Origin of the sequence: Diaphorobacter sp. HDW4B (assembly GCF_011305535.1) — a bacterium.
Taxonomy (GTDB): Bacteria; Pseudomonadota; Gammaproteobacteria; order Burkholderiales; family Burkholderiaceae_C; genus Diaphorobacter_A.
Genome location: NZ_CP049905.1, coordinates 4550669 through 4571165 on the forward strand (window position 1 = coordinate 4550669; position 20497 = coordinate 4571165).

At 60.3% G+C, this 20497-nt stretch carries 13 protein-coding genes and 1 tRNA gene; 8 read left to right on the forward strand and 6 right to left on the reverse strand.

Features of this window, described 5'->3' with window-relative positions; all coding sequences use genetic code 11:
- Nucleotides 1-165 precede the first annotated feature (165 nt).
- Entirely contained in the window at nucleotides 166-2871 is a 2706-nt protein-coding gene (locus G7048_RS20825) for a DUF349 domain-containing protein (RefSeq protein WP_166069970.1), read from the forward strand.
- A gap of 151 nt (nucleotides 2872-3022) precedes the next feature.
- On the opposite strand, the gene G7048_RS20830 is transcribed toward G7048_RS20825, so the two are convergent.
- From G7048_RS20830 to gabT, 3 genes are all read right to left on the reverse strand, one after another.
- Nucleotides 3023-3107 (reverse strand) — tRNA-Leu (locus G7048_RS20830).
- Between the two features lie 134 nt (nucleotides 3108-3241).
- The gene (locus G7048_RS20835) at nucleotides 3242-4702 is read right to left on the reverse strand and encodes an NAD-dependent succinate-semialdehyde dehydrogenase (RefSeq protein ID WP_166069971.1); all 1461 of its coding nucleotides are present in this window, start codon (nucleotides 4700-4702) and stop codon (nucleotides 3242-3244) included.
- Nucleotides 4703-4953: 251 nt separating this feature from the next.
- On the reverse strand, nucleotides 4954-6216 hold the full coding sequence (gene gabT / locus G7048_RS20840) for a 4-aminobutyrate--2-oxoglutarate transaminase (RefSeq protein WP_166069972.1): 1263 nt from the start codon (nucleotides 6214-6216) through the stop codon (nucleotides 4954-4956).
- A gap of 144 nt (nucleotides 6217-6360) precedes the next feature.
- Here gabT and G7048_RS20845 point away from each other — a divergent pair, with 144 nt between their 5' ends.
- The 7 genes from G7048_RS20845 to G7048_RS20875 all read left to right on the forward strand — a co-directional run bounded on the left by G7048_RS20845 (nucleotide 6361) and on the right by G7048_RS20875 (nucleotide 17676).
- A complete protein-coding gene (locus G7048_RS20845; RefSeq protein ID WP_166069973.1) occupies nucleotides 6361-7914 on the forward strand; it encodes a PLP-dependent aminotransferase family protein in 1554 nt (517 codons plus the stop codon).
- Between the two features lie 501 nt (nucleotides 7915-8415).
- Nucleotides 8416-8850 (forward strand): type IV pilin protein, encoded by a 435-nt coding sequence (locus G7048_RS20850; protein ID WP_166069974.1) that lies wholly within the window; start codon nucleotides 8416-8418, stop codon nucleotides 8848-8850.
- A complete protein-coding gene (locus G7048_RS20855) occupies nucleotides 8850-9368 on the forward strand; it encodes a GspH/FimT family pseudopilin (protein ID WP_166071095.1) in 519 nt (172 codons plus the stop codon). Before G7048_RS20850 ends, G7048_RS20855 begins: the two co-directional genes overlap by 1 nt.
- On the forward strand, nucleotides 9362-9904 hold the full coding sequence (locus tag G7048_RS20860) for a hypothetical protein (protein WP_166069975.1): 543 nt from the start codon (nucleotides 9362-9364) through the stop codon (nucleotides 9902-9904). Before G7048_RS20855 ends, G7048_RS20860 begins: the two co-directional genes overlap by 7 nt.
- Nucleotides 9905-9926: 22 nt before the next feature.
- Complete coding sequence (locus G7048_RS20865; RefSeq protein WP_166069976.1) at nucleotides 9927-11054, forward strand: PilW family protein; 1128 nt, start codon at nucleotides 9927-9929, stop codon at nucleotides 11052-11054.
- A gap of 5 nt (nucleotides 11055-11059) precedes the next feature.
- Nucleotides 11060-11683: a PilX N-terminal domain-containing pilus assembly protein gene (locus G7048_RS20870; RefSeq protein WP_166069977.1), complete on the forward strand. Its 624-nt coding sequence runs from the start codon at nucleotides 11060-11062 to the stop codon at nucleotides 11681-11683.
- A gap of 77 nt (nucleotides 11684-11760) precedes the next feature.
- Nucleotides 11761-17676: a PilC/PilY family type IV pilus protein gene (locus tag G7048_RS20875; protein ID WP_166069978.1), complete on the forward strand. Its 5916-nt coding sequence runs from the start codon at nucleotides 11761-11763 to the stop codon at nucleotides 17674-17676.
- 74 nt (nucleotides 17677-17750) lie between these two features.
- On the opposite strand, the gene G7048_RS20880 is transcribed toward G7048_RS20875, so the two are convergent.
- From G7048_RS20880 to G7048_RS28545, 3 genes are all read right to left on the reverse strand, one after another.
- The gene (locus G7048_RS20880; protein WP_166069979.1) at nucleotides 17751-18983 is read right to left on the reverse strand and encodes a cyanate transporter; all 1233 of its coding nucleotides are present in this window, start codon (nucleotides 18981-18983) and stop codon (nucleotides 17751-17753) included.
- A gap of 6 nt (nucleotides 18984-18989) precedes the next feature.
- Nucleotides 18990-19439 carry a nucleoside deaminase gene (locus G7048_RS20885; protein WP_240933353.1) on the reverse strand — a complete coding sequence of 150 codons (450 nt, stop codon included), beginning with the start codon at nucleotides 19437-19439 and terminating at the stop codon, nucleotides 18990-18992.
- 154 nt (nucleotides 19440-19593) lie between these two features.
- Entirely contained in the window at nucleotides 19594-20496 is a 903-nt protein-coding gene (locus G7048_RS28545) for a copper chaperone PCu(A)C (protein ID WP_240933053.1), read from the reverse strand.
- Nucleotide 20497 lies beyond the last annotated feature (1 nt).

The following is a 20497-nucleotide window of genomic DNA, read 5'->3' on the forward strand; positions in this document are numbered from 1 at the left end:
TGTCAAAGTAGTGTCCTCGGAAGGGCCGAACCAAAACCGCGTCAAAATAGCGGCTTGGCGAAACTACGCTGGCTGGCAGCGAGGGGGCCCGAAAGGGCGATGTAGCTGCTTCAGCCAAATTCATTTCCAATAGGTTTCATGTTTCCTTTTTCTTCTCGCAACAAAATGTCTGACGCACCAGAGGCGGCACCAGCCCCCACCAAAGCCAGTGAACCGCATCCACTTGATGCGCTGACCGGCGGCGCTTTTTCCGCTGCCACCTCCGGCGAGCGCGCATCGCGCATCCGTGAATGGCTGGCCACTCAACCTGCGCTGGAGCAGTTGCAGGAAGTCTTCAAGGAGCTGAGTGCTCGCGACAAGGGTGCAGCCCGCGCCGTGCGTGAGCGCCTCGACGAAATCAAGCGCATGCAGGGCCAGGAAGCCATCGCCGCGGAGTGGGCCGACAAGGCCAACGCGTTGCTGGCCGCTTCGCGCCTGTCGATTGCCGACGCTCTGGCCTGGCAGCGCGATGCCGCCAAGGCGGGCGCGCCGCTGTCCCGCGAGCCGCTGTCTGCGCTCAAGACGCAGATTGCCGACCGCGTCAAGGTCATCGAAGACCTGCAGCACCGTGTTCAAGTGCAGCGCGAAACCGCTGTGCTGCTGGCTCAGCGCATCGAAGTGCTGTCGACCAAGTCGTTCCGCGATGCCGAAGGCGTTCTGGAAGCGCTGAGCACCGACGTGAATCGCTGGCAGGAACATGCCAACGAACTCACCTCCGATGCATCGTGGGCCAGCGTGGAAGCGCGCTTCCCGCCCATGCTCGAAAGCTCGGGCGCGCAGTTGCTCGCCGTGTGGGAGGCGTTCAAGTCGGCTTTGACGCTGGCATCGACCGCAGCCACCAGCGCCGAGGCTCCGCTGCCTCCAGTGCCGGTCTGGGCCGACGAAATTCGCGCCTTGCGCGGTCTGCCCACCGAGGCGGATGCCAATGCAGCCAAGGCCGCAGCGCAGGAAGCCGCCAAGCCCAAGGTGGACCCGGAAGTCCGCAAGAAGGCCCAGAACGCCGTGCGCGAAGCGCTTGCCAAGCTGGAGCAGGAAACTGCGGAAGGTCATGGCAAGGCCAGCATCGGTGCCGCCGCCGCATTGCGCGCTGCATTGAAGGCCAATGGCCGTCATGTGGATGGCGAGCTGGAACAGAAGGTCAATGCCGCGCTGATCGCCGCAGGTGAACTCGAAGGCTGGCAGCGCTGGAGCGCCGATCAGGTCCGCGAAGACCTGGTCAACCGCGCAGAAGCGCTGCTCAAGCGTCCCGAAGGCCAGGAACTGGGTGGCCGCAAGATGCAGGAAACCCTGCGTCAGCTGCGCGAACAGTGGAAGGCGTCCGATCAGGGCGCTCCGGCCAATCACGCGCTGTGGAAGCGTTTTGACGAAGCCTGCAACACCGCTCACAAGGTCGTCGAGGGCTGGCTGGAGAAGGTGCGTGCCGAGGCCGCCGAGCACAAGGGTGCTCGCATGACGCTGATCGAAGAGGTCAAGACCTGGACTCAGGCCCATGCCGCATCGACCGACTGGAAGACCATGAGCCGCGCGCTGCACCAGTTTGCAGAACGCTGGCGCAACGGCGGTCATGTCAGCGAAAAGGTGTTTGCCGAACTGCAATCGCTGTGGAAGCAGACGCTGGGCGACGCCGCTCGTCCGCTGGAAACCGCCCAGAAGGAAAGTCTGGATCGTCGTCAGGCGATGATCCACGAATCTGCCGAACTGAGTGCCGCTACGCCGCTGCGCATCGACGCCGTGAAGGCGCTGCAGCAACGCTGGCAAGCCGAAGCGCAATCCGTGCCGCTGGATCGCAAGCGCGAACAGAAGCTCTGGGATGCCTTCCGCAAGCCCATCGACGACGCATTCCAGCGCAAGAGCGCCGACCGCGAGCGCCAATCCGAACAGATGAGCGTGCGCGACAAGGCCGTGCTCGATGCCGCCAAGGCGCTGGAAGCAGCCAATGCATCGGGCGACGTGCAAGCCATTCGCTCTGCGATGGATGCACTCGACGCCGCGATGAAGAACTCGGCAGCGGCTGCCGCGACCGAAGCTGCCGCGCCAGCTCCTGTGTCCGCTCCTGCTGCAACCGCAACGGCCGACGAGGCTGCTCCGGCAGAAGGTGCTGAATCGCAAGAAGGCGGCGAGGCTGAACCCAAGCCTGTCGCTCCCAAGCCAGCGCGCCCCGTGGTGGCAGTGCGCGGCGATGACCGTCCAGGCGCCAACAAGGCCGCAGCGGCTGCTCCAGCCGGTCGCCCAGGTCGTCTAGGTGAACGCAACGACCGAGGCGGTCGCGGTGATCGCGATGGCGGCCGTGGTGGTGATCGTGGCGATTCCCGCTTCTCGCGCGATGGCCGCGATGCACGCGGCGGTCGTGGCCGCGACGACGATGCTCCACGCGCCCCACGTCTGGGCGATTCGGCATTCCGTGCGCAACGTGACGCGTTGGACCACGCACAGAACGCCCTGCGCAAGCTGGCCGCACAAGCCCACGGCGAGACGCTCACGCGACTGCTGTCGGCATGGGAAGGTCGCGACGCAGAAAAGCTGCCATCCGCGCAGGAACTCGGCAAGCTGCAACCCGCAGTGCGTGCCGCGTGGGCACAAGCGGTGGGTGGTGCTGCCAAGCCCGTCGACAACAACGCGCTGTTGCGTCTGGAAATCGCTGCGGACGTGCCCACGCCCGCCGACCAGATCACAGCCCGCCGCGCGTACCAACTGCAACTGCTGACACGCCGCAATGACCCATCGCCACAGGAAACCTGGGGCAAGGACGTCGCCGCAGTGCTGGGGTCCGCAAGCGACGAGACAACTGCTCGCCGCCTGCAAAGCGCGCTGAAGGTGCTGCTGAAGAAGTAATAAGCCTCAGCCCAAAATATCAAACGCCCTGCATGCTCACGCATGCAGGGCGTTTGTTTTTCAGTGTGAAAGAGGAGGGAGGGGCGAGCTTCGCAAGAGTCCGCAGAAACGAAAAAAGCTGTTGAATTTTCATTCAACAGCTTTTCATGTTTGGTGCCCAGAAGAGGACTCGAACCTCCACGATGTTACTCGCTAGTACCTGAAACTAGTGCGTCTACCAATTCCGCCATCTGGGCTTTCAGGGAAGCTGAAATTATAGCGCGAAAATCAGGACTCAAAAGAAAACATGAATTTTTTTGAGAATTTCTGCATCACGTCTACTTCTCGCCTCGGCGCAAACCATGAAGTGTTGGATCTTATGCGGAATGATTCAATCGACTTGAACGCAGACGTATTTCAGCTCCAGATAGTCTTCGATTCCATGTCGCGATCCTTCGCGGCCGAGGCCTGATTGTTTGACTCCGCCGAAGGGAGCCACTTCGTTGGAAATCAAACCCGTGTTCACGCCCACCATGCCGTATTCGAGCGATGCCGATACGCGCCAGATGCGGCGTTGGTCTTCGGTGAATACGTAGGCGGCCAGGCCGAAGATCGTGTCGTTGGCGCGGTGCACAACTTCGGTTTCGTCCTTGAAGCGGAACAGCGGTGCGATCGGGCCGAAGGTTTCTTCGCTGCAGACCAGCATCTCGTCGGTCACGTCGGCAAGCACTGTGGGCGTGAAGAAGCTTTGGCCGAGTGGGTGGCGTTGGCCGCCGGTGAGCAGTTTGGCGCCGCGCTCGACGGCGTCGGCGATGTGGCGTTCGACCTTGGTGACTGCCGCTTCGTTGATCATCGGGCCGTGGGTCACGCCTGCGTCAAAGCCGTTGCCGACCTTGAATTTTTCGACTTCAGCGGTCAGGCGTTGGGCGACTTCGTCGTAGATGCTGTCGTGCACATAGATGCGGTTGGCGCACACGCAGGTCTGGCCGACGTTGCGGAACTTGGAGGCCAGGATGCCTGCGATGGCGCGGTCGATGTCGGCGTCTTCGAACACGATGAGCGGGGCGTTGCCGCCGAGTTCGAGCGAGAGTTTCTTGACCGTGTCGGCACTTTGGCGCATCAGCAGGCGGCCGGTCTGGGTGGAGCCGGTGAAGCTGAGTTTGCGAACCACGGGGCTTTCGGTCAGGGCGCGGCCGATGCCGGGGGCGTCGCCGGTGATGATCTGCAGCACGCCTGCGGGGATGCCCGCTTCCAGCGCCAGCACGCCGAGCGCCATGGCGCTGTAAGGCGTGTTTTCAGCTGGCTTGAGCACCATGGTGCAACCGGCGGCGAGTGCGGGGCCGGCCTTGCGGGTGATCATTGCGGCGGGGAAATTCCACGGGGTGATGGCCGCGCAGACGCCAATCGGTTGGCGGGTGACGAGCAGGTGCTGGCCCTTCTTGGGCGTTTGCAGGATTTCGCCATCGATGCGCTTGCCTTCTTCGGCAAACCATTCGATGAACGAGGCTGCGTAGCCGATTTCACCGCGCGCTTCGGCCAGAGGTTTGCCTTGTTCGAGCGTCATGATGCGGGCGAGGTCTTCCTGATGGGTGAGCATCAGGCCGTGCCAGCGACGCAGGAGGGTGGCGCGTTCGGCTGCTGTGCGGGCGGACCAGGCGGGGAGGGCCGCTTCGGCAGCGGCGATGGCGGCGGTGGTTTCGTCGTAGCTCAACTTGGGGATGAAACCGATGAGTTCGCCCGTTGCCGGATTGCGGACTTCGAGTTTGTTCTTTGCGGTGTCGGCTTCGTGCCAGCCTGAGGCCAGCAAGCAAGCCTGGCGGAGCAGGTCAGGGCGTTGGAGTTCGATGGTCATTTTTTGTCTTGTCTTGTCTATTTTGTTGTTGGCGGCGAAGCCTGTTCGGCTTCGATTGGCTATTCGTGCGGGCGCGCCAATGCAGCCCTTCATACTTTGTTGCGAAGCCTTGCCGTATCGGCATACTGTCTGCGGCTTCGCGTCGCGTCTGAAGGGCTGTCTTGGCGTTGTGGCTATGGATCGGAGTGTTGTGCGCGCTGCATAGCTTGCTGGCGCTTCGCGCAATTCCCCGGTCTTTTTTGCTTTCCTTTTTAGCCCTTGATCGCGCCTTCGATGATGTCGAGCGCCTTGTCGAACAGTGCGTCTTCGATCGTCAGCGGATACAGGAAGCGGATCACGTTGCCGTACAGGCCGCAGGTCAGCAGCAGCAGGCCATTGGCGAGGGCTGCCTTGACGATGGCATTGACTCGGTCGGCGTCGGGGGCCTTGGTGTCGGCGTTGCGGAATTCGACGGCGACCATGGAGCCCAAGCCGCGCACTTCGGCGATGCCTGCGTCCTTGGACTGGATGGTCTTCAGGCGTGCCTGCAGGCGCTCGCCCAGTTGCACGGCGCGGTCACACAGCTTTTCTTCGGCGATCACGTCGATCACGGCGTGGGCTGCGGCCACGGCCAGCGGGTTGGCTGCATAGGTGCCGCCGAGGCCGCCGGGGTTGGGGGCGTCCATCACTTCGGCGCGGCCCACGACGCCGGAGATCGGCATGCCGCCGCCCAGGCTCTTGGCCATGGTGATCAGGTCGACCTTGACGGTGTGGTGTTCCATCGCGAACAGCTTGCCGGTGCGGGCAAAGCCGGTCTGCACTTCGTCGGCGATCAGCAGGATTCCGTTGGCGTCGCAGATTTGGCGCAGGCCTTCGAACAGCGCGGTCGGCACGGGGTTGAAGCCGCCTTCGCCTTGCACGGGCTCCAGAATGATGGCGGCCACGCGGCGTGGGTCCACGTCGGTCTTGAACAGGGTGGTGATGGCGTCGAGGCTGTCATCCACGCTCACGCCGTTCGTCGGGAATGGCACGTGGTAGACGTCGCTCATCATGGTGCCGAAGCCGGCCTTGTACGGGTTGACCTTGCCGGTCAGCGTCAAACCCATCAGCGTGCGGCCGTGGAACGCGCCCTGAAACGCGATGACGGCCGAGCGGCCGGTGGCGTAGCGGGCGATCTTCACCGCGTTTTCAACGGCTTCCACGCCCGTGGTGAAGAAGGCAGTCTTGGCAGGGCCGTCGATGGGCGCCAGCGCGTTGATGCGCTCGGCCAGCGCAATGGCGCTTTCGTAGGGGACGATCTGGTAGGCCGTGTGCGTGAAGTGCGTGAGCTGTTCCTGCACGGCCTTGACGATGCGTGGGTGGCGGTGGCCGGTGTTCAGCACGGCGATGCCAGCGGCGAAGTCGATGTACTGCTTGCCTTCGACGTCGGTGATCAGCGCGTTGTCGGCCTGCGCAGCGTGAAAGTCACACATCACGCCCACGCCACGGGGGGCGGCGGCAAGGCGGCGGTTCTTGAGTTCGGCATTGGTGGTCATGAGAAATCCTTGGGTGAATTGTTGGGTTGATTGGTGAATCGACAGGACTCCATTGAACGTTAAATTAGCTCCTTGAATGGTTCCACTTTTGCGAGAAAATAGGGGGCCAATTTGGGTTGGCAAAAAACGGAAGGAAACGGTTCCATGGCAAAGAGTTCGGTGTGCGTTGATTGGTTGCTGCAAAAGGGCTGGGGTTCGGCGCTGGCGGAACAGCAGGGCGCGCGCCTCACTTTGGTGGAACAGCTCTGCGCCTTGCTGCGCGAAGGCATTGCGACGGGAGCGCTGAAACCCGGCGAGCGCCTGCCTGCCACGCGCGATCTGATGAAGGGGCTCGACGTGTCGCGCAACACGGCGCTGCATGCCTACGAGCAGTTGCGCGTCGAGGGCTATCTGGTCAGCCATGTGGGCAGTGGCACCTTTGTGGCGCAGACCACGCCCGAGTCGCTGTTGCGCGCGCCGCGTGTATCCCGTACCGCGCGCGCGAGCCGGATGGCCGCAGCACCAACGCCGCTCCGCCATCGCGAAGTGGTTCTGTCCAAAGGCGCGCAGCAGGTGCTGGCCCATGCCTCGGCGGCGGATCGCCAGTGGGGCGCGTTCATGCCAGGCGTGCCGGACGTGTCGCAGTTTCCGCGCGCCGTCTATGCGCGCATCCTGAACCGTCTGTGGCGTCACGCGCAGCCCGAGATGCTGACCTATGACACGGCTGGCGGCGCGCTGCCGCTCAAGCAGGCGCTGGTCGACTATCTGCGCGTGGCGCGGTCGGTGCAATGCACGCCCGAGCAGATCCTCATCACCGAAGGCGTGCACCAGGCCGTTGATCTGACCGTGCGCACGCTGGTCGATCCGGAAGATTCCGTCTGGATGGAGGACCCCGGCTACTGGGGCATTGCCAACGTGCTGCGCATGTCGCCGGGCGTCGAAGTTGTGGGGCGTGCGGTCGATGACGAAGGCATCACGCTTGACGAGCAGGCCACGCCGCCGAAGTTGATCTGCGTGACGCCATCGCACCAGTACCCGCTGGGCACGGTGATGAGCCTCGCGCGCCGCAAGGCGCTGCTGGCCTATGCACGCAAGCATGGCGCGTGGATTCTGGAGGACGACTACGACAGCGAATTCCGCTTCGCCAGCCGACCGATTCCCGCTATGCAGGGCCTTGAGCAGGACGCCCCTGTCATCTACATTGGCACCTTCAGCAAGACGCTTTTCCCGGGCTTGCGCGTGGGCTACATGGTGCTGCCGCCGGAGCTGGTCACCCCCATGCGCCGCATGCACGCCGAACTGTACCGCGAAGGCCACGTGGTCACGCAACTCGCGCTGGCCGAGCTGATCCGCGAAGGCCACTACGCCGCCCACATTCGCAAGATGCGCGTGCTCTACGGCCGCCGCCGCGAATGGCTGCGCACGCTGATCCTGCGTTACTTGGGCGAGGAATTTCTGATCGAACCGGACAGCCAGGCCGGCCTGCAACTCGTGCTGCGCCTGCCCGATCATTTCGACGACGTGCAACTCGCGCAGACGCTGCAATCACGCGGCGTTCTGGGCCGACCGTTGTCGCGCTACTACCGCTCGCCAGAGCCCGCCAAAGGCCTGCTGCTGGGCTATGCCGCCATTCCCGAAGACACGATGCAGTCGGCATTTTTCATCCTGCTGCAGGCGTTGAAGGAATGCGGCGTGATGAAGCCCGGAACACGCCGCTGATGCAGTGAATGGCTGACGCCGCCCACGCGCGGAGTGGCGGATTGTTAACCCTGCACCCTTGTAATTAACATTATTAATTGCAAATCAATTGTTAATAGCTCGTTCGGCGGTTCAACGTTACCGTTTGTCGGTATGTGACTGGCATTTGCCAGTGTGATAGCTAAAGTTCAAATTACAAATATTTCCAATAGTTCGTTTTGGGCGGCGAGGGCGTACGGACAGAACATTGGGCACAGTCGTTTGAAAGCCTCTCAAAAGTCTGCAGAGTCAGAGCTGATGGGGCTCTTGCACCCGAACACCCGGTGTGCGTATTGACAAAGATTCAATTTTCGATTGTGTATGGCTATTGAAAAATTGGTATCAATTGAGTTAAATTAATAGACATTCAGTATTGATTTGTAATTTTCATCAATGAAACACCTCAACAGATCACCTCTCAACTTGTTTTCGCTGCGATCCAGCCTGGGTACGCGGACGGCTTGTGCGTTGCGTGATCGGTTGATGACCGCTCAGTCCCGACGCCAGCGTGGATTCACGCTGATTGAAATCATGGTCGTGGTCAGCCTGGTGGCGATTCTTGCTGCGATTGCATTGCCCAACTACAGCGAATACGTCAAACGCGGCCAGATCGTGGATGGCCTGGTGCCACTGGCGGACATGGGGGGCAAGCTCGAGCAGTACTTTCAGGACAAGCGAACCTATGAAGGGGCGTGTGTGGCTGGCACAGTCGCGCCACCGCCCCCTACGACGGTACGGTTCAGCTACAGCTGCAATTTGGCCAAGTCGACATTCACGGTCACCGCAACGGGCACGGGGCGCATGCAGGGGTTCGTCTTCACGCTGGACCAGAGCGGTACGCGTCAGACGACGGGTACTCAAACCGGCTGGACGGCTGGAAGCAACTGCTGGTCGGCCCGCAAGGACGGGAGTTGCTGATGTCAGGCAACCCCACCGCGATGTTTCCACGCGAGCGTGGATTCACCTTGATTGAATTGCTGGTGGCGCTGGGCATCATGGCGTTCTTGCTGCTGATGGCCATGCCCAGCATCAACACCTATTTGCTGGACACCCGAATCCGTGTCACGGCGCAGTCGTACTACGACGGTGCCCAGTTGGCGCGTACTGAGGCATTGCGCCGAAACGCCGATGTGGTGATCACATTGACCAATTCGAATCGGGGCTGGTCGGTGAATTCCGGCGGCGGGAGCATCGCAGCCAAATCGGCTGAGGCAGCTGAAAAGCTGACCGTCAAAGCCGATGCCATGATGGTCACTTTCAATGCGCTGGGCGCTGCTTCGGCGGACAACACGGTTCAGTTTTTGCCAGTCAATGAAAACTCATGCCTTGCAGCGGGCGGCGTGCAGCGCTGTCTGAATGTGTTGGTTTCGCGTGGAGGGCAGGTTCGCGTGTGCGACCCCTCCATCACTACTGCTGGAGACAACCGCAAATGCTGAAAACCGGTTTGACCCATCGCGGAACCAATGCGGTCAAGATGCGTGCTCATCGCGGGCCGCAGCGCGGCGTGGTGATGCTCGAAGCATTGGTCTCCATCATGATTGTGATGCTGGGCATCATCGGGATCGCGGGGCTGCTTGCGAAGTCCACCAATCTGGCGGGGCAGGCGCAGTACCGAACCGAGGCAGGGATGTTTGCCGAACAGATCGTGCAGACGATCTCGCTGGGTGTGGATCGGACCAGTGACGCCACTCTGGCCAATTCCCTGAAAGCATTCGAACACCAGGCCTCCGGGGCAAAGCCATGCACATTCAGCGGCAGCACGGTGAACCAATCATCCCCCGTGGGGCAGTTGCTGATGGGCGCGCGCGGCGACCTGCAAAAGGTGGCCGGTCTGCCTGGCGCGGAGGACGACGGTCAGCAGGTGAAGGTGGAATCCATCAACAACATCAACAGAGTCACAGTCACGTTGTGCTGGCAAGGCCCCAATGATGGGGACAAGCGGAATTACCAGATCCAAGCCTTCGTGCAATAAGACGCAGAGGGAGTCACCATTCATGAGGATCTACACACCATCACGACGTACGTCGCTTGCACGTGTCCAAGGCTTTTCCATCATCGAGCTCATGGTGGGGCTGGTGATCGGGCTGTTGACCCTGCTTGCGATCTACCAGTTGTTTGCCGTGTCCGAGGGCAGGCGTCGCACCGTGGCGGCCGTCAGTCAGGCGCAAAGCGCGGGTGCCTTGGCTTTGTTTGCCATAGAGCGCGAGATTCGTTCGGCGGGCCTCGGATTTGCAAGCCTCGACACGACTTTTCTGGGTTGCAAGGTCAAGGCAACGAACACTGCGCGCAGTCCGGCCGAGTTCGAGTTTCCCTTTCAGCCAGTGGAAATCAAGGACGGCAAGGAAATTTGGGTGCTGACCGGTTCTTCGTCCAACATGTTTGTCGGTGCGCGCTTCACAGGAAGTCAGAGCGGCGAATTCAAGATGGAGAAATCCAACGCCGGCTTCCAGGCCGGTGATGTGATGGTTGGCACCAAGGACACCAACACGACCGATTGCCTGATGATGGAGGTCACCAAAGGCGTTGGCGATGTGGTGACCTTGCCCTCCTCCGGGCTGACGGAGATCTATCCAAACGTTCAGCACACTGCCACGAGCTACACGAACTTCTATACAGGCGTTGCAACGACGGCTTCTCACAATGGCTCGGACAACAACATGCTCGATGGTGGCCTCACCAGTTTGGGTGAGGGTTGGATCTACAGCCTTGGGCCCAAGCCAACGCTGTCGGTCTGGAAGCTCAAGGACAACCGGCTTCTGCGCTACAACGCGTTGGAAGAAACAGAAGACGCTGCCGTGCCGGTGGCGCAGGATGTGCTGCAGATGGTTGCCGAGTATGGATATGACCTTGACTCCAGCGGCAAGATCGATCAATCCAACGAGTGGACCGCGACGACTCCGACACAGCCCAATCTGGGGCGATTGATTGCTGTGCGGATTGCGGTGCTGGTGCGTACCTCTCAATACGAAAAAGACGAAGTCACGACAGAAAAACCGCGCTGGGCCAATGGCGCCAAGGAGTTCGATGTGAGTGCCGTGGACAGCGATTGGAAGCACTACCGCTTTCGCGTCTATGAAACCGTGATTCCGCTGCGCAACACCATCTGGGGACAAATCCTATGAAGGACATGCAACTCCTTTCTCGTGGCCGCCGAGCCTTTGCTGGTGGCATGCCCTCGCAGCGCGGCGTGACCTTGCTGGTCGCGCTTGTGGTGCTGCTGGTCATGACGATCACCGGGCTGGCACTGGTGCGAACCAGTTCGTTGGGTGCTGGTGTCTCGGGCAGTCTGGCGCTCAAGCAATCAGCCACTTCCGGCGCGGATCTGGGTCTGGAAACCGGTCTGGCCCAACTGGAGGTGATCTATGCCACCGGGCCTGATCAACTGGGAGTGGACAACGCAGCGTCGGGTTACTACGCCAGCGTCGATCCCAAGCTGGCCGCCAAGGACATGCCATGGAGCACAGCACCCGTTGCTTCGCCAGTGAATTTGGGCGGCAACGGCAACAGCAACGGCAACCTGAGCGATGTGGGCAATGAGGTGCATTACCTGATCCATCGTTTGTGCCGTCAGACGGGGGCCGTCAACATCACCGGGCAGCAGTGCGTCATGCCCCAGGGTGCAGGCTGTCCCGGATCGACCGAGTCGCTGGGGAGCGTCATGCTTTGCAATCAGCAACCGATGTACCGGATCACGGCGCAGGTCAAGGGACCTCGCGACACGCTGAGCTACGTGCAGATGAGTGTCTATTGATCATGAACGAATCCGATAAAGACACAGCGCGGACGCAGTCCGAGGCATTCAGGAATTCACAGGACGAGAGGGTGCATATGCAAAACACATCAAGCACAAACCGGGATGGGTCGCACGGGCAAAAGCGCTCGTGGAAATCGCGTTGGCTGGCTCCGCTGGGCGTGACTGCGGCCATTGCGGGACTGGTCTGCGGCGGGATTGTGGTGGCCCAATCGTCAGGCACGGAAACGGTGGACATCACCGACGTCCCTGTGGCGACCTATGCCGATCAGAACAAGCCCAATGTGATGCTGCTGCTCGATACTTCGGACTCGATGAAGTGGACGCACATGCCCGATGATTGGGAAAACTATGAGGTGACCTTTTTCCCGATGGGCTACAAGAGCGCGCTTTGCAACACGCTTTACTACAACCCGAGCACTGTCTATTCTTTACCCAAGGCCGCCAATGGCTCGGACATGCCTCTGCCCGCTTTTACATCGGCTTGGAGGGATGGTTATGATCAGTCATTGGGAACGGTTGATCTGTCTAGCAACTTCCAAGCCTATGAATCCACCACGCGAACTTATCGCGACTACACGGATAAGCCGCAGCCTGCCTACTATTTCGCATGGGTAGCCAACAACGCGGTCGCTGGCAGACCGGAGCCGCATTTCGAGGCTGCGTCTGAATCCACAGGTGCATGCAACAGGACTGGCATTACGGCCATCCACGTGGACGACGGAACCCTCAATCAAAGTCCTGCCATCGTGGGTACGGCGGGCAATCCCAATGCCGATCCCGTCGTCGAGGCATCTCCTGCCGGATATTGGGTTCGTACGGTGATTTCTGCGACTGAGCAGCAAAATTTTGCTATCTGGTACAGCTACTACCGGACACGCATCAACATGGCCAAGTCATCGGTGGGTTTGGCATTCTCTCCGTTGAGCGACAATTTTCGAGTGGGCTTTATGACTGTAGCGAAGCCCAACCTTACTGACGAGGCTATCAAGAAGTACTCTCGGTTTATTCCTGTGCAGGACTTTGGTGGTCAGTCAAAGATTGAGTGGTTCTCGGCTATCCAGGCCATCAAGACAGGCGGTTCTTCTCCCACGCGCGAGGGATTGGCTCGGGTGGGTCGGTACTACGCAGGCAAGAGCGACAGCATCAATGACACCATGACCCCGTATGTCGATCCGGTCGTGTCGGCGTGCCAGCGTCATTACGCCATTGTGACAACCGACGGTTATTGGAACGTGGCTCAGGAGACCAGTGGCCCCCTGCAAATCGACGGCAAGAATTTGGTGGGGCAACAAGATGGCCCACCGTTGTTGCTTACGGGTGCCGATGGATTGATTCCACGCCCGATTTTCGATGGCTCGAGCAGCGGCAAGAAGCAGGTGCACGATGCCACGGTCACCTATAGCACGGAAGATTGCACGCTCGGATGGAAGGTGACGACGCCTGCCGCAGGCACAAAGACCGAGACGATTTACAAGAAAGTCATCGAAAAAGACGTGATGACGAAAAAGCAGCTCATTGCTGATTTCACTTGGTGGAAAAAAAGCACTGCCCAGCAGACCCGCACCTACAGCAAAGTTCTGGAGTGGAATTTTCCCAAGAGCGAGCGTCCTTATTGGTATGCACAAAGCACGGGTAAAGTCACGAAAAACAGTTACCAGCAACAAATTCTGTTCTCGTATATCAACAAAAATCAGTACCGTTACAAGGCCACATCCAAATGGAGTACCCAGACACAAACACCGTACACGCGTGCTACAGCTACGAAAGTGAGTCAGTTAAAATATTTTTACTGGTACATAAATCAGGCCGTGGGCGAAAATGCCATCAAGACTACCGACAAGGCTGTGTGTGATCCAATGCCCGGCGGTTGTAAGCGGGTGGGTAACGATGCAGAAAAAGGTTGGGAAGTTGTGCAGTCTTGCTCACCTACGGCTGCTGATCCGCAGGGCTATAAGATCGAATGCATGACCGAGCAGGCAGTGGCTGATTATGCTGAAAACTGCCCGGCAAAAAATGGCGCTTTCGTACCCGGGAAGGGGACAATTCAGTGTGAAGGAAGCGCGGTTGCAGCCTATTCAGGGCCCGTTCAATCGTGCGGCGCCATTGATCCGAATCTGAAGGCCGCGATCATCGCCGCCGGTGGTGATGTCACGAAAGTGATTTACTCGAACTGCGTTTCCAGCAATGAGTCGATTTCCTATGTCACGGCAAATCAGTGCTCCAACTCCACTGGAAACGCCACGAATGGCTACAAATCCACGACATGCGCCAAGGCAGACGAAACCAACGTCACTGACAACAGCTGCGCGATCACCACAGCGCCCATCTTGAACGCGGGTGCCAACAACCAATACACAGAGTGCACCAAAAAGAACAGCTCGACTTGGGTTGCGCAGTGCGCGGCAGGGCCCTTGCCGGACCAGGGCACTCAGTTGGAGCGAACCTGCGTGGCGCGTGGCGCCCCCAAATTGACGTCACAGGTCGCTCCCAACGCCTGTACCAATGGGGTCAGCGGCAGCTACTACGTTGAGTGCACGGGTTCTTCGGTGACATGGAGTGGTCCCGTTCAGCAGGGTTCCTCGTCCTGCGTGAACAACGCAGCGGCTGGAATGGCATGTGTACTTCGCTATGGTGGCTATACCGCGAACAGCGCCTGCGTGCCCAAGGCACCAACCGCCGCAACCGGATGGGTGGGCATCGAATGCGCCGACGCGAGCCAAGGCACTTGTACGCCTGCTGCAGGTACTGAAAACAACCCTGTTCCAGCAAGCGGCACAGTCGCACTGGGTTCATGCGTCGGGCAAGCGCCTGAGGCCGCCAACGGCTGTCTCCAGATTGCCTGCAACACAGCGTATACAGGTCCGACCAAGGTGGCCACATGCGCAAACAGTGCGGGCACTGCGGCTCCATTCCTGCAAGTCAGTTGCGTGGCGGCCAATGAGCCGAGCACGCCAGTGGCGAGTTGCACGGGCAACGGCGCCAACTCAAGCAACTGCCGGGACTTCGACCAGACGCAGGATATGGCCTACGGCACCTGCGAGGCTGCGCTGGCCGGCGTGCTGGGCGGCCCCAATCCAGTGGCTGCGAACAACTACACCACCAGCAGTTGCAGCAAGGTGGATGCGAGCACGGCCGGTGGTTTGACGTACTTCCAGACGGCTGCCGACTATGCGCAATGCGAGTCCGGCACGGACGCGAACGGCGTCAAGACAACCTGTACCAAGACCGTCACCACCGTCAATGTGCCGGAAGGTCAGTTGTGCGTGCCGGGCTACGATCCTGCCACCAACAAGGTGACTGATTGCACCGGCATTGGCCAGGGTAATACTGTTATCGTGCCCACCCAACCTGCCAATTGCCCAGCCGCAACGTGCCAAAAATATCTTGGCAAGAAGAAGGTGTTTACCGGTAGAGCCTTCACCAACGAGTTCAGTCTGGTCGGCACGGTGCCCACTGGCGCTCCGACGTCGATACTTGATGTATCGTTCAGTGGCGATTTGGAGTCTCCAGCAGTCTGCTATCCACCCGAGCAACTGAGCATCACGCAACCAGCCGATGGCCGCCCTCAGCCGGGTACAACGGCTTGGGGGGCTCTGCCTTCGACGCATCAGGCATGTACCAAATTGCCTTGCGAACAGATTATCGACTACAAGCCCTTTGGGGGAAGCAGCAATTCGCTCGCCGACGTGGCGCAGTACTACTATGCAACCGATCTGCGTCCGGGAGCTGCATCGTCCACGCCACGAGGTTGGGATGACCTGGTCAAGCCCGCGGGTACCGGTGCCGAGGACGACAAAGTCAAATGGCAACACATGACGACTTATGTGATCGGCATGGGCGTGTCGGGTTCGTTGAAATTCGACAAGGACTACAAGAATGGTGCGGGCGTCTTTGCCGACTTGCGCACGGGTGCCAAGACTTGGCCTCAATGGCCCGACGGATTAGGCCTCTACGAAAAACCACAGTCCATCGACGACTTCTGGCACACCGCCGTGAATGGCCGGGGGCGCTACTTCAGCGCCAACGATCCCAAGTCCATTGAAACCGGTCTGGGACAGGTGTTCGCAGATATCCGGGCAGCCATTGGTTCGGGCGCGGGCGTTGCCATCTCCTCTGCCGTGGTGCAAGCCGACAACAACTTCGCGTATGGCGCGCTGTATCGCAGCGGCAGTTGGACGGGGGACATGCTGGCCTACACCATCAACGTGACATCCGGCATTCGCACCCAGATTGCCAATTGGTCCGCCAAGGACCGTTTGGACTACCGCAATCTGGCCAACGATGAACGCTCCATCTATTACATGGATGGGACAACGCTGAAGCCTTTCAAGTGGGCCAACCTGGGCGCTCTGCAAAGCAATTTCGTGGGTGCGACAGCAGAGTCGAAGATGGCGCAGGTGGGGCAGATGTCCGCTGCACAGAAATCGGCCGCCATGGGCCAGAAGCTGGTCGACTTCCTGCGTGGTGATCGCACCGCAGAAGGCTATGTGAAGAATGATCTGAACAAGCTCTACCGCACACGCGACAGCCGCTTGGGCGACATCATTGGATCGCAGCCGCTGTTCGTGACTCGTCCGATGCGCCAGTACAAGGACGAAGGCTACGCAACCTACAAGGGGACCGCGCAAAATCGCAAGCCCATGGTCTACGTGGGTGGCAACGACGGCATGCTGCATGCCTTCTATGCCGAGGCCGATCTGAGCAAGACCATGACAGTCGGCGGCGTGACGGTACCCGTTGCTGCGCGCGAGGCTTGGGCCTTTGTGCCTACAGCCGTCATGCCCGAGATGCCACGTCTGGCCAGCACGGAATACGAGAGCTCGCACCGCTATTTTGTGGATGGCTCTCCGGTCCAGGCCGACATCAAGGTCGGCAACGTCTGGAAGACGATCCTCGTGGGCGGCTTCAACAAGGGCGGCAAGGGCTACTATGCGCTGGATATTTCCAATCCAGAAGCCCCCGTGGGCCTGTGGCAGACCAACATCCCCACCATGGGCCAGAGCTATGGCAGGCCACTGGTGTCCAAACTGCCGGATGGCACGTGGGCCGTGTTCCTGACCTCGGGCTACAACAACAGCGATGGCGTGGGGCGGGTCTATGTTCTGAATGCCAGCACAGGAGCCGTGATCCAGACCATCACGACCTCTGGCTCCGGATTGAAGGAGTTGAACAACTTCGTGAAGGACCCATCGGGCGACAACACCACCAATCTGCTTTATGGCGGCGACATTCTGGGCAATATCTGGCGCTTCCAGTGGAACACCGGCAGCGGCAGCTTTGATGTTCACAAGGTCGTTCAACTGACCGATTCCGGCGGCAAACCGCAGCCCATCACCACACGCGTGGAATTGGTGCAAGGTCAGTCGGGCATCACGTTACCGCGCATTCTGGTGGCGACGGGCAAGCTGCTGGGGGTGGGTGACCTGTCCACCACAGCCCAGCAGACGATCTACGGGTTCGACGATCAGGTGGCCAGTTTTGGCTCCGGCACGTCGTTGCGTTCCACGCTCAAGGTATCGAAGCTGAAAGACGTGACAGGACCCAATGGCACGGTGCTGTCTCGTACGCTCCAGTGCACCAGCGCGACGAACGACTGCAAAGACAACGCCAAGGGTTGGTACATCGATCTGCCGACCACGGGTGAGCGTGTCAATGTGGATCTGCGCATTGCAGCCTCCACCTTGGTGGTGGCCAGCAACATACCTTCGAATGAACCATGCGTTTCCGGTGGTATGGGTTGGATCAACTACATCAACTTCCAGACAGGTGGCCCGGTGAACGAGGGGCCGGGTGGAGAAGGTCCCGCAGGTGTGCCAGTGACGGACGGTCTGATCATGGGCAACGACCTGAGTGCCACCAAGGATGGCAATGTGACCAGCCACGTGTCGCCAAGCGCGTATCCGGAAAAGCCGAAGGACATTCCAATTCCGACCACGACACCCAAGCCCAAGGGTAAGCGCATGAGCTGGCGCGAATTGATCAACCAGTAGCGGTTGGCAATAGAAGCTAAAAAAGGAGCGAGTTCACATCGGACTCGCTCCTTTTTCTTTGGTGATTTCGGGATTCAATGGGCTTTCATGGCCGATGCGTAACGGGTTGGCGAAAGTCTGCTCACCAGCACACACACTATGCAGACGCAACCGAGCTGATAAGCCCATCCCGCTTCAAACTTTTCGGTGGCTTCGTGCAATTGCGCGATCACCCAGGGGGCGAGCGACGAGAGGAGGAACCCGCCGCCTTGCATGAGCGCATTGAGTGCTCCGGCCTGCGATGGGGATGGCAGGTGGTCGAGCGCCACCACCATCATCAGTGCGAAGCAGCCGCCCAGGCCGATGCCGAGTACGACGGCGTTGAGCAAGGGGGCAGCATCGGGTTGCCAGATCAACAAGGAGAATCCAACGATCTGGCAGAGCAGGGTGAATGCGATCCATGGTCTGCGGTCTGCATGGCGGGCGGCAAGCATGGGCAGGGTGAGTGCTGCTGCGGCCTGTGCGACGGAAAGAATTGCGACCAGCATGCCGCTGCTGGAGGCGCTCCAGCCGTGCGTTTGGTAGTAGGGGGCGAGCCACGCGACGACCGCTGCATAGCCGCCGTTGACGAGGCCAAAGCAGGCCATGAGCGTCCAGGTACGAGGGCGGCTGATCAGCCAGCGGGTGTCGTTGGTCTGCGGTTGCGCATGGCTTACGACGGTTCTATTCAGTGATTTCTGAATTTGGCCAAATGCATACCAGGCGAGTGGAATGGCAATAAGCACGGGGATGGTCCACAGCGCAAGTGCTGCTCGCCAGTCCCAACCCCATTGAACAGCCAGCGGAGAAATCTGCGCGCCGAATGCACCGCCGCCCATGAGTGCGCAGGAGTACAGGCCCATCATCTGTGCGACATGGCGTGGCGATTCGCGTTTGATCGCGCCCGGCAGAATGCCTTGAATGAGCGCTACGCCTGCGCCGCAAAGTGCCGCTGTGGCAAGCAGCACTGCGGCATTTCCACCTTGCATTCGCAAGGCACAGCCCAGCGCAATCAGCAGCAGCGATCCGCAGATCGCATTGCGCGCACCGAATCTTTGCAGTGCGGCGGGTGCAATCCATGCGCCTGCGCCCATCAAGGCCATGGGCAGCAAGGTGAGCCACGAAAGCTGACTCAGGCTCATGCCGGTGGCGGTCTGGATGGTGCTTCCCAGTGGGCCGATGGCCGTGAGAAAAGGGCGCAGGTTGATGGTGATGGCAATGACCACCAACACCCAGAAGGTGGGGGACAGCGATGCGGCCTTGGTGTTGTCTGGTTGTGGGCTTTGCATCGGCGCTTACTTCATGTCTTCTTCAGGCCAAGGCGCATCGCCATAAAGCTGCGCGGCGGTGATGCCAGTGTCCACGCGCGCAATCGGAAGTGGCGGCGGATTCAGACTGAGCCGCAGTCGCTGGTAGGTGCCTTCGCTCGACAGGTTGTAGGGCGCTGCGTCGTTGTTGTCGAACGCGAAGAAAACCTGCTCCACACCCGTCATCACGAGTGCAGCAAGGCACATGGGGCAGGGGTGACCGCTGGCGTAGATGGTGCAACCGGCGAGCGATGGATTTTTCTGCGCCTGCGTAGCTGCGCGAATGGCCTGCATTTCGGCATGCGTGCTCGGGTCGTGCGACTGGATGATGTCGTTGATGCCGGTGGCAAGGACTTCAGATCCCCGTGTCAGCACCGCACCAAAGGGGCGGCCGCCTCGCAGGCGATTGGCGTGTGCGAGCTGCACGGCTTGGCGCATCAGCGCTGCATCTTGGGACATGGCGGACTCCTGACAAGGGGGACTTGAAAACGCCCCGATTGTCAGGCAATGCCGTTGACCATATGGGTCGAAAGACTGAATCGAATGGTTGAATCAGTCCTTCCCATTTCGGATGCAATCCATCCGCAGGCGATCAGTGGTGCTGGTGTGCGCCGTGTCTGCCATCCTGCCCTGCAGTGGCACCGCTGCGCACCTGCGCTTCGATCTGACGCTCGCGGCGCTTGCCGTTGGCGTCTTCGAGCGTGAGCGTGAAGTTCAGCGTCTGGCCTGCCGTGATGGGCTGCTTCAGATCCATCATCATCAGATGCAAGCCGCCGGGCGCGAGCTTGACCTGCTCGCCCGCAGGCAGCTCGAGCGCGGGAATGGCGCGCATTTTCATCACATCGTTTTCGAGCTTCATCTCGTGAATCTCAACCACGCCTGCGGCCGCCGATTTCACCGCCACCAGCTTGGCGCCTTGCGGTGCTTGCACGGTCAGGAATGCGCCCGTGCCGCTTTGGCCGGGGACGGCTGCGCGCACCCAGGCATCGCGCACATCGATGGCGGCCACGTTGTCGGGCAGCACGTCAAGGCGTGCTGCGGGGAATTCCAGTTTGTCGTTGGCGTTGGCAGCCGTTGGAATCTGTGCCCAATCCGCACGACCCACGTCGCAGATTTGATGAACTGGGAAATGCAGCGTCTGTGCGGTCGAGGGCAGCACGCCGCGCACGACGAAGGTGGTTTTCTCGGTGCCGGGCAAGGCGGTTGCTGCGCTGTCGGCTTCCCAGCGCACGACGCCGCCTTGTGCGCCCGCTTTGGGCGTGGCCAGCTTCCAGCCGCTGCGCGCAACGGCTTCCTTGAACTGAAAGGCCTTGGGCAGTTCGACTTCGATGGCCGTGGTCGCCTTGGCGTCCTTGCACGCATGGCCCACGCGGAATGCGGCGTCGTAATTGCTGCCGACATTTGCGCCGCCTGCGGGCAGAACGACATGTGCTTGTGCGGCGGAGCCTGCGAGCAAGGCGGAGACGAGTGCGAGTGTGTGGGTGGTCTTGTTCATG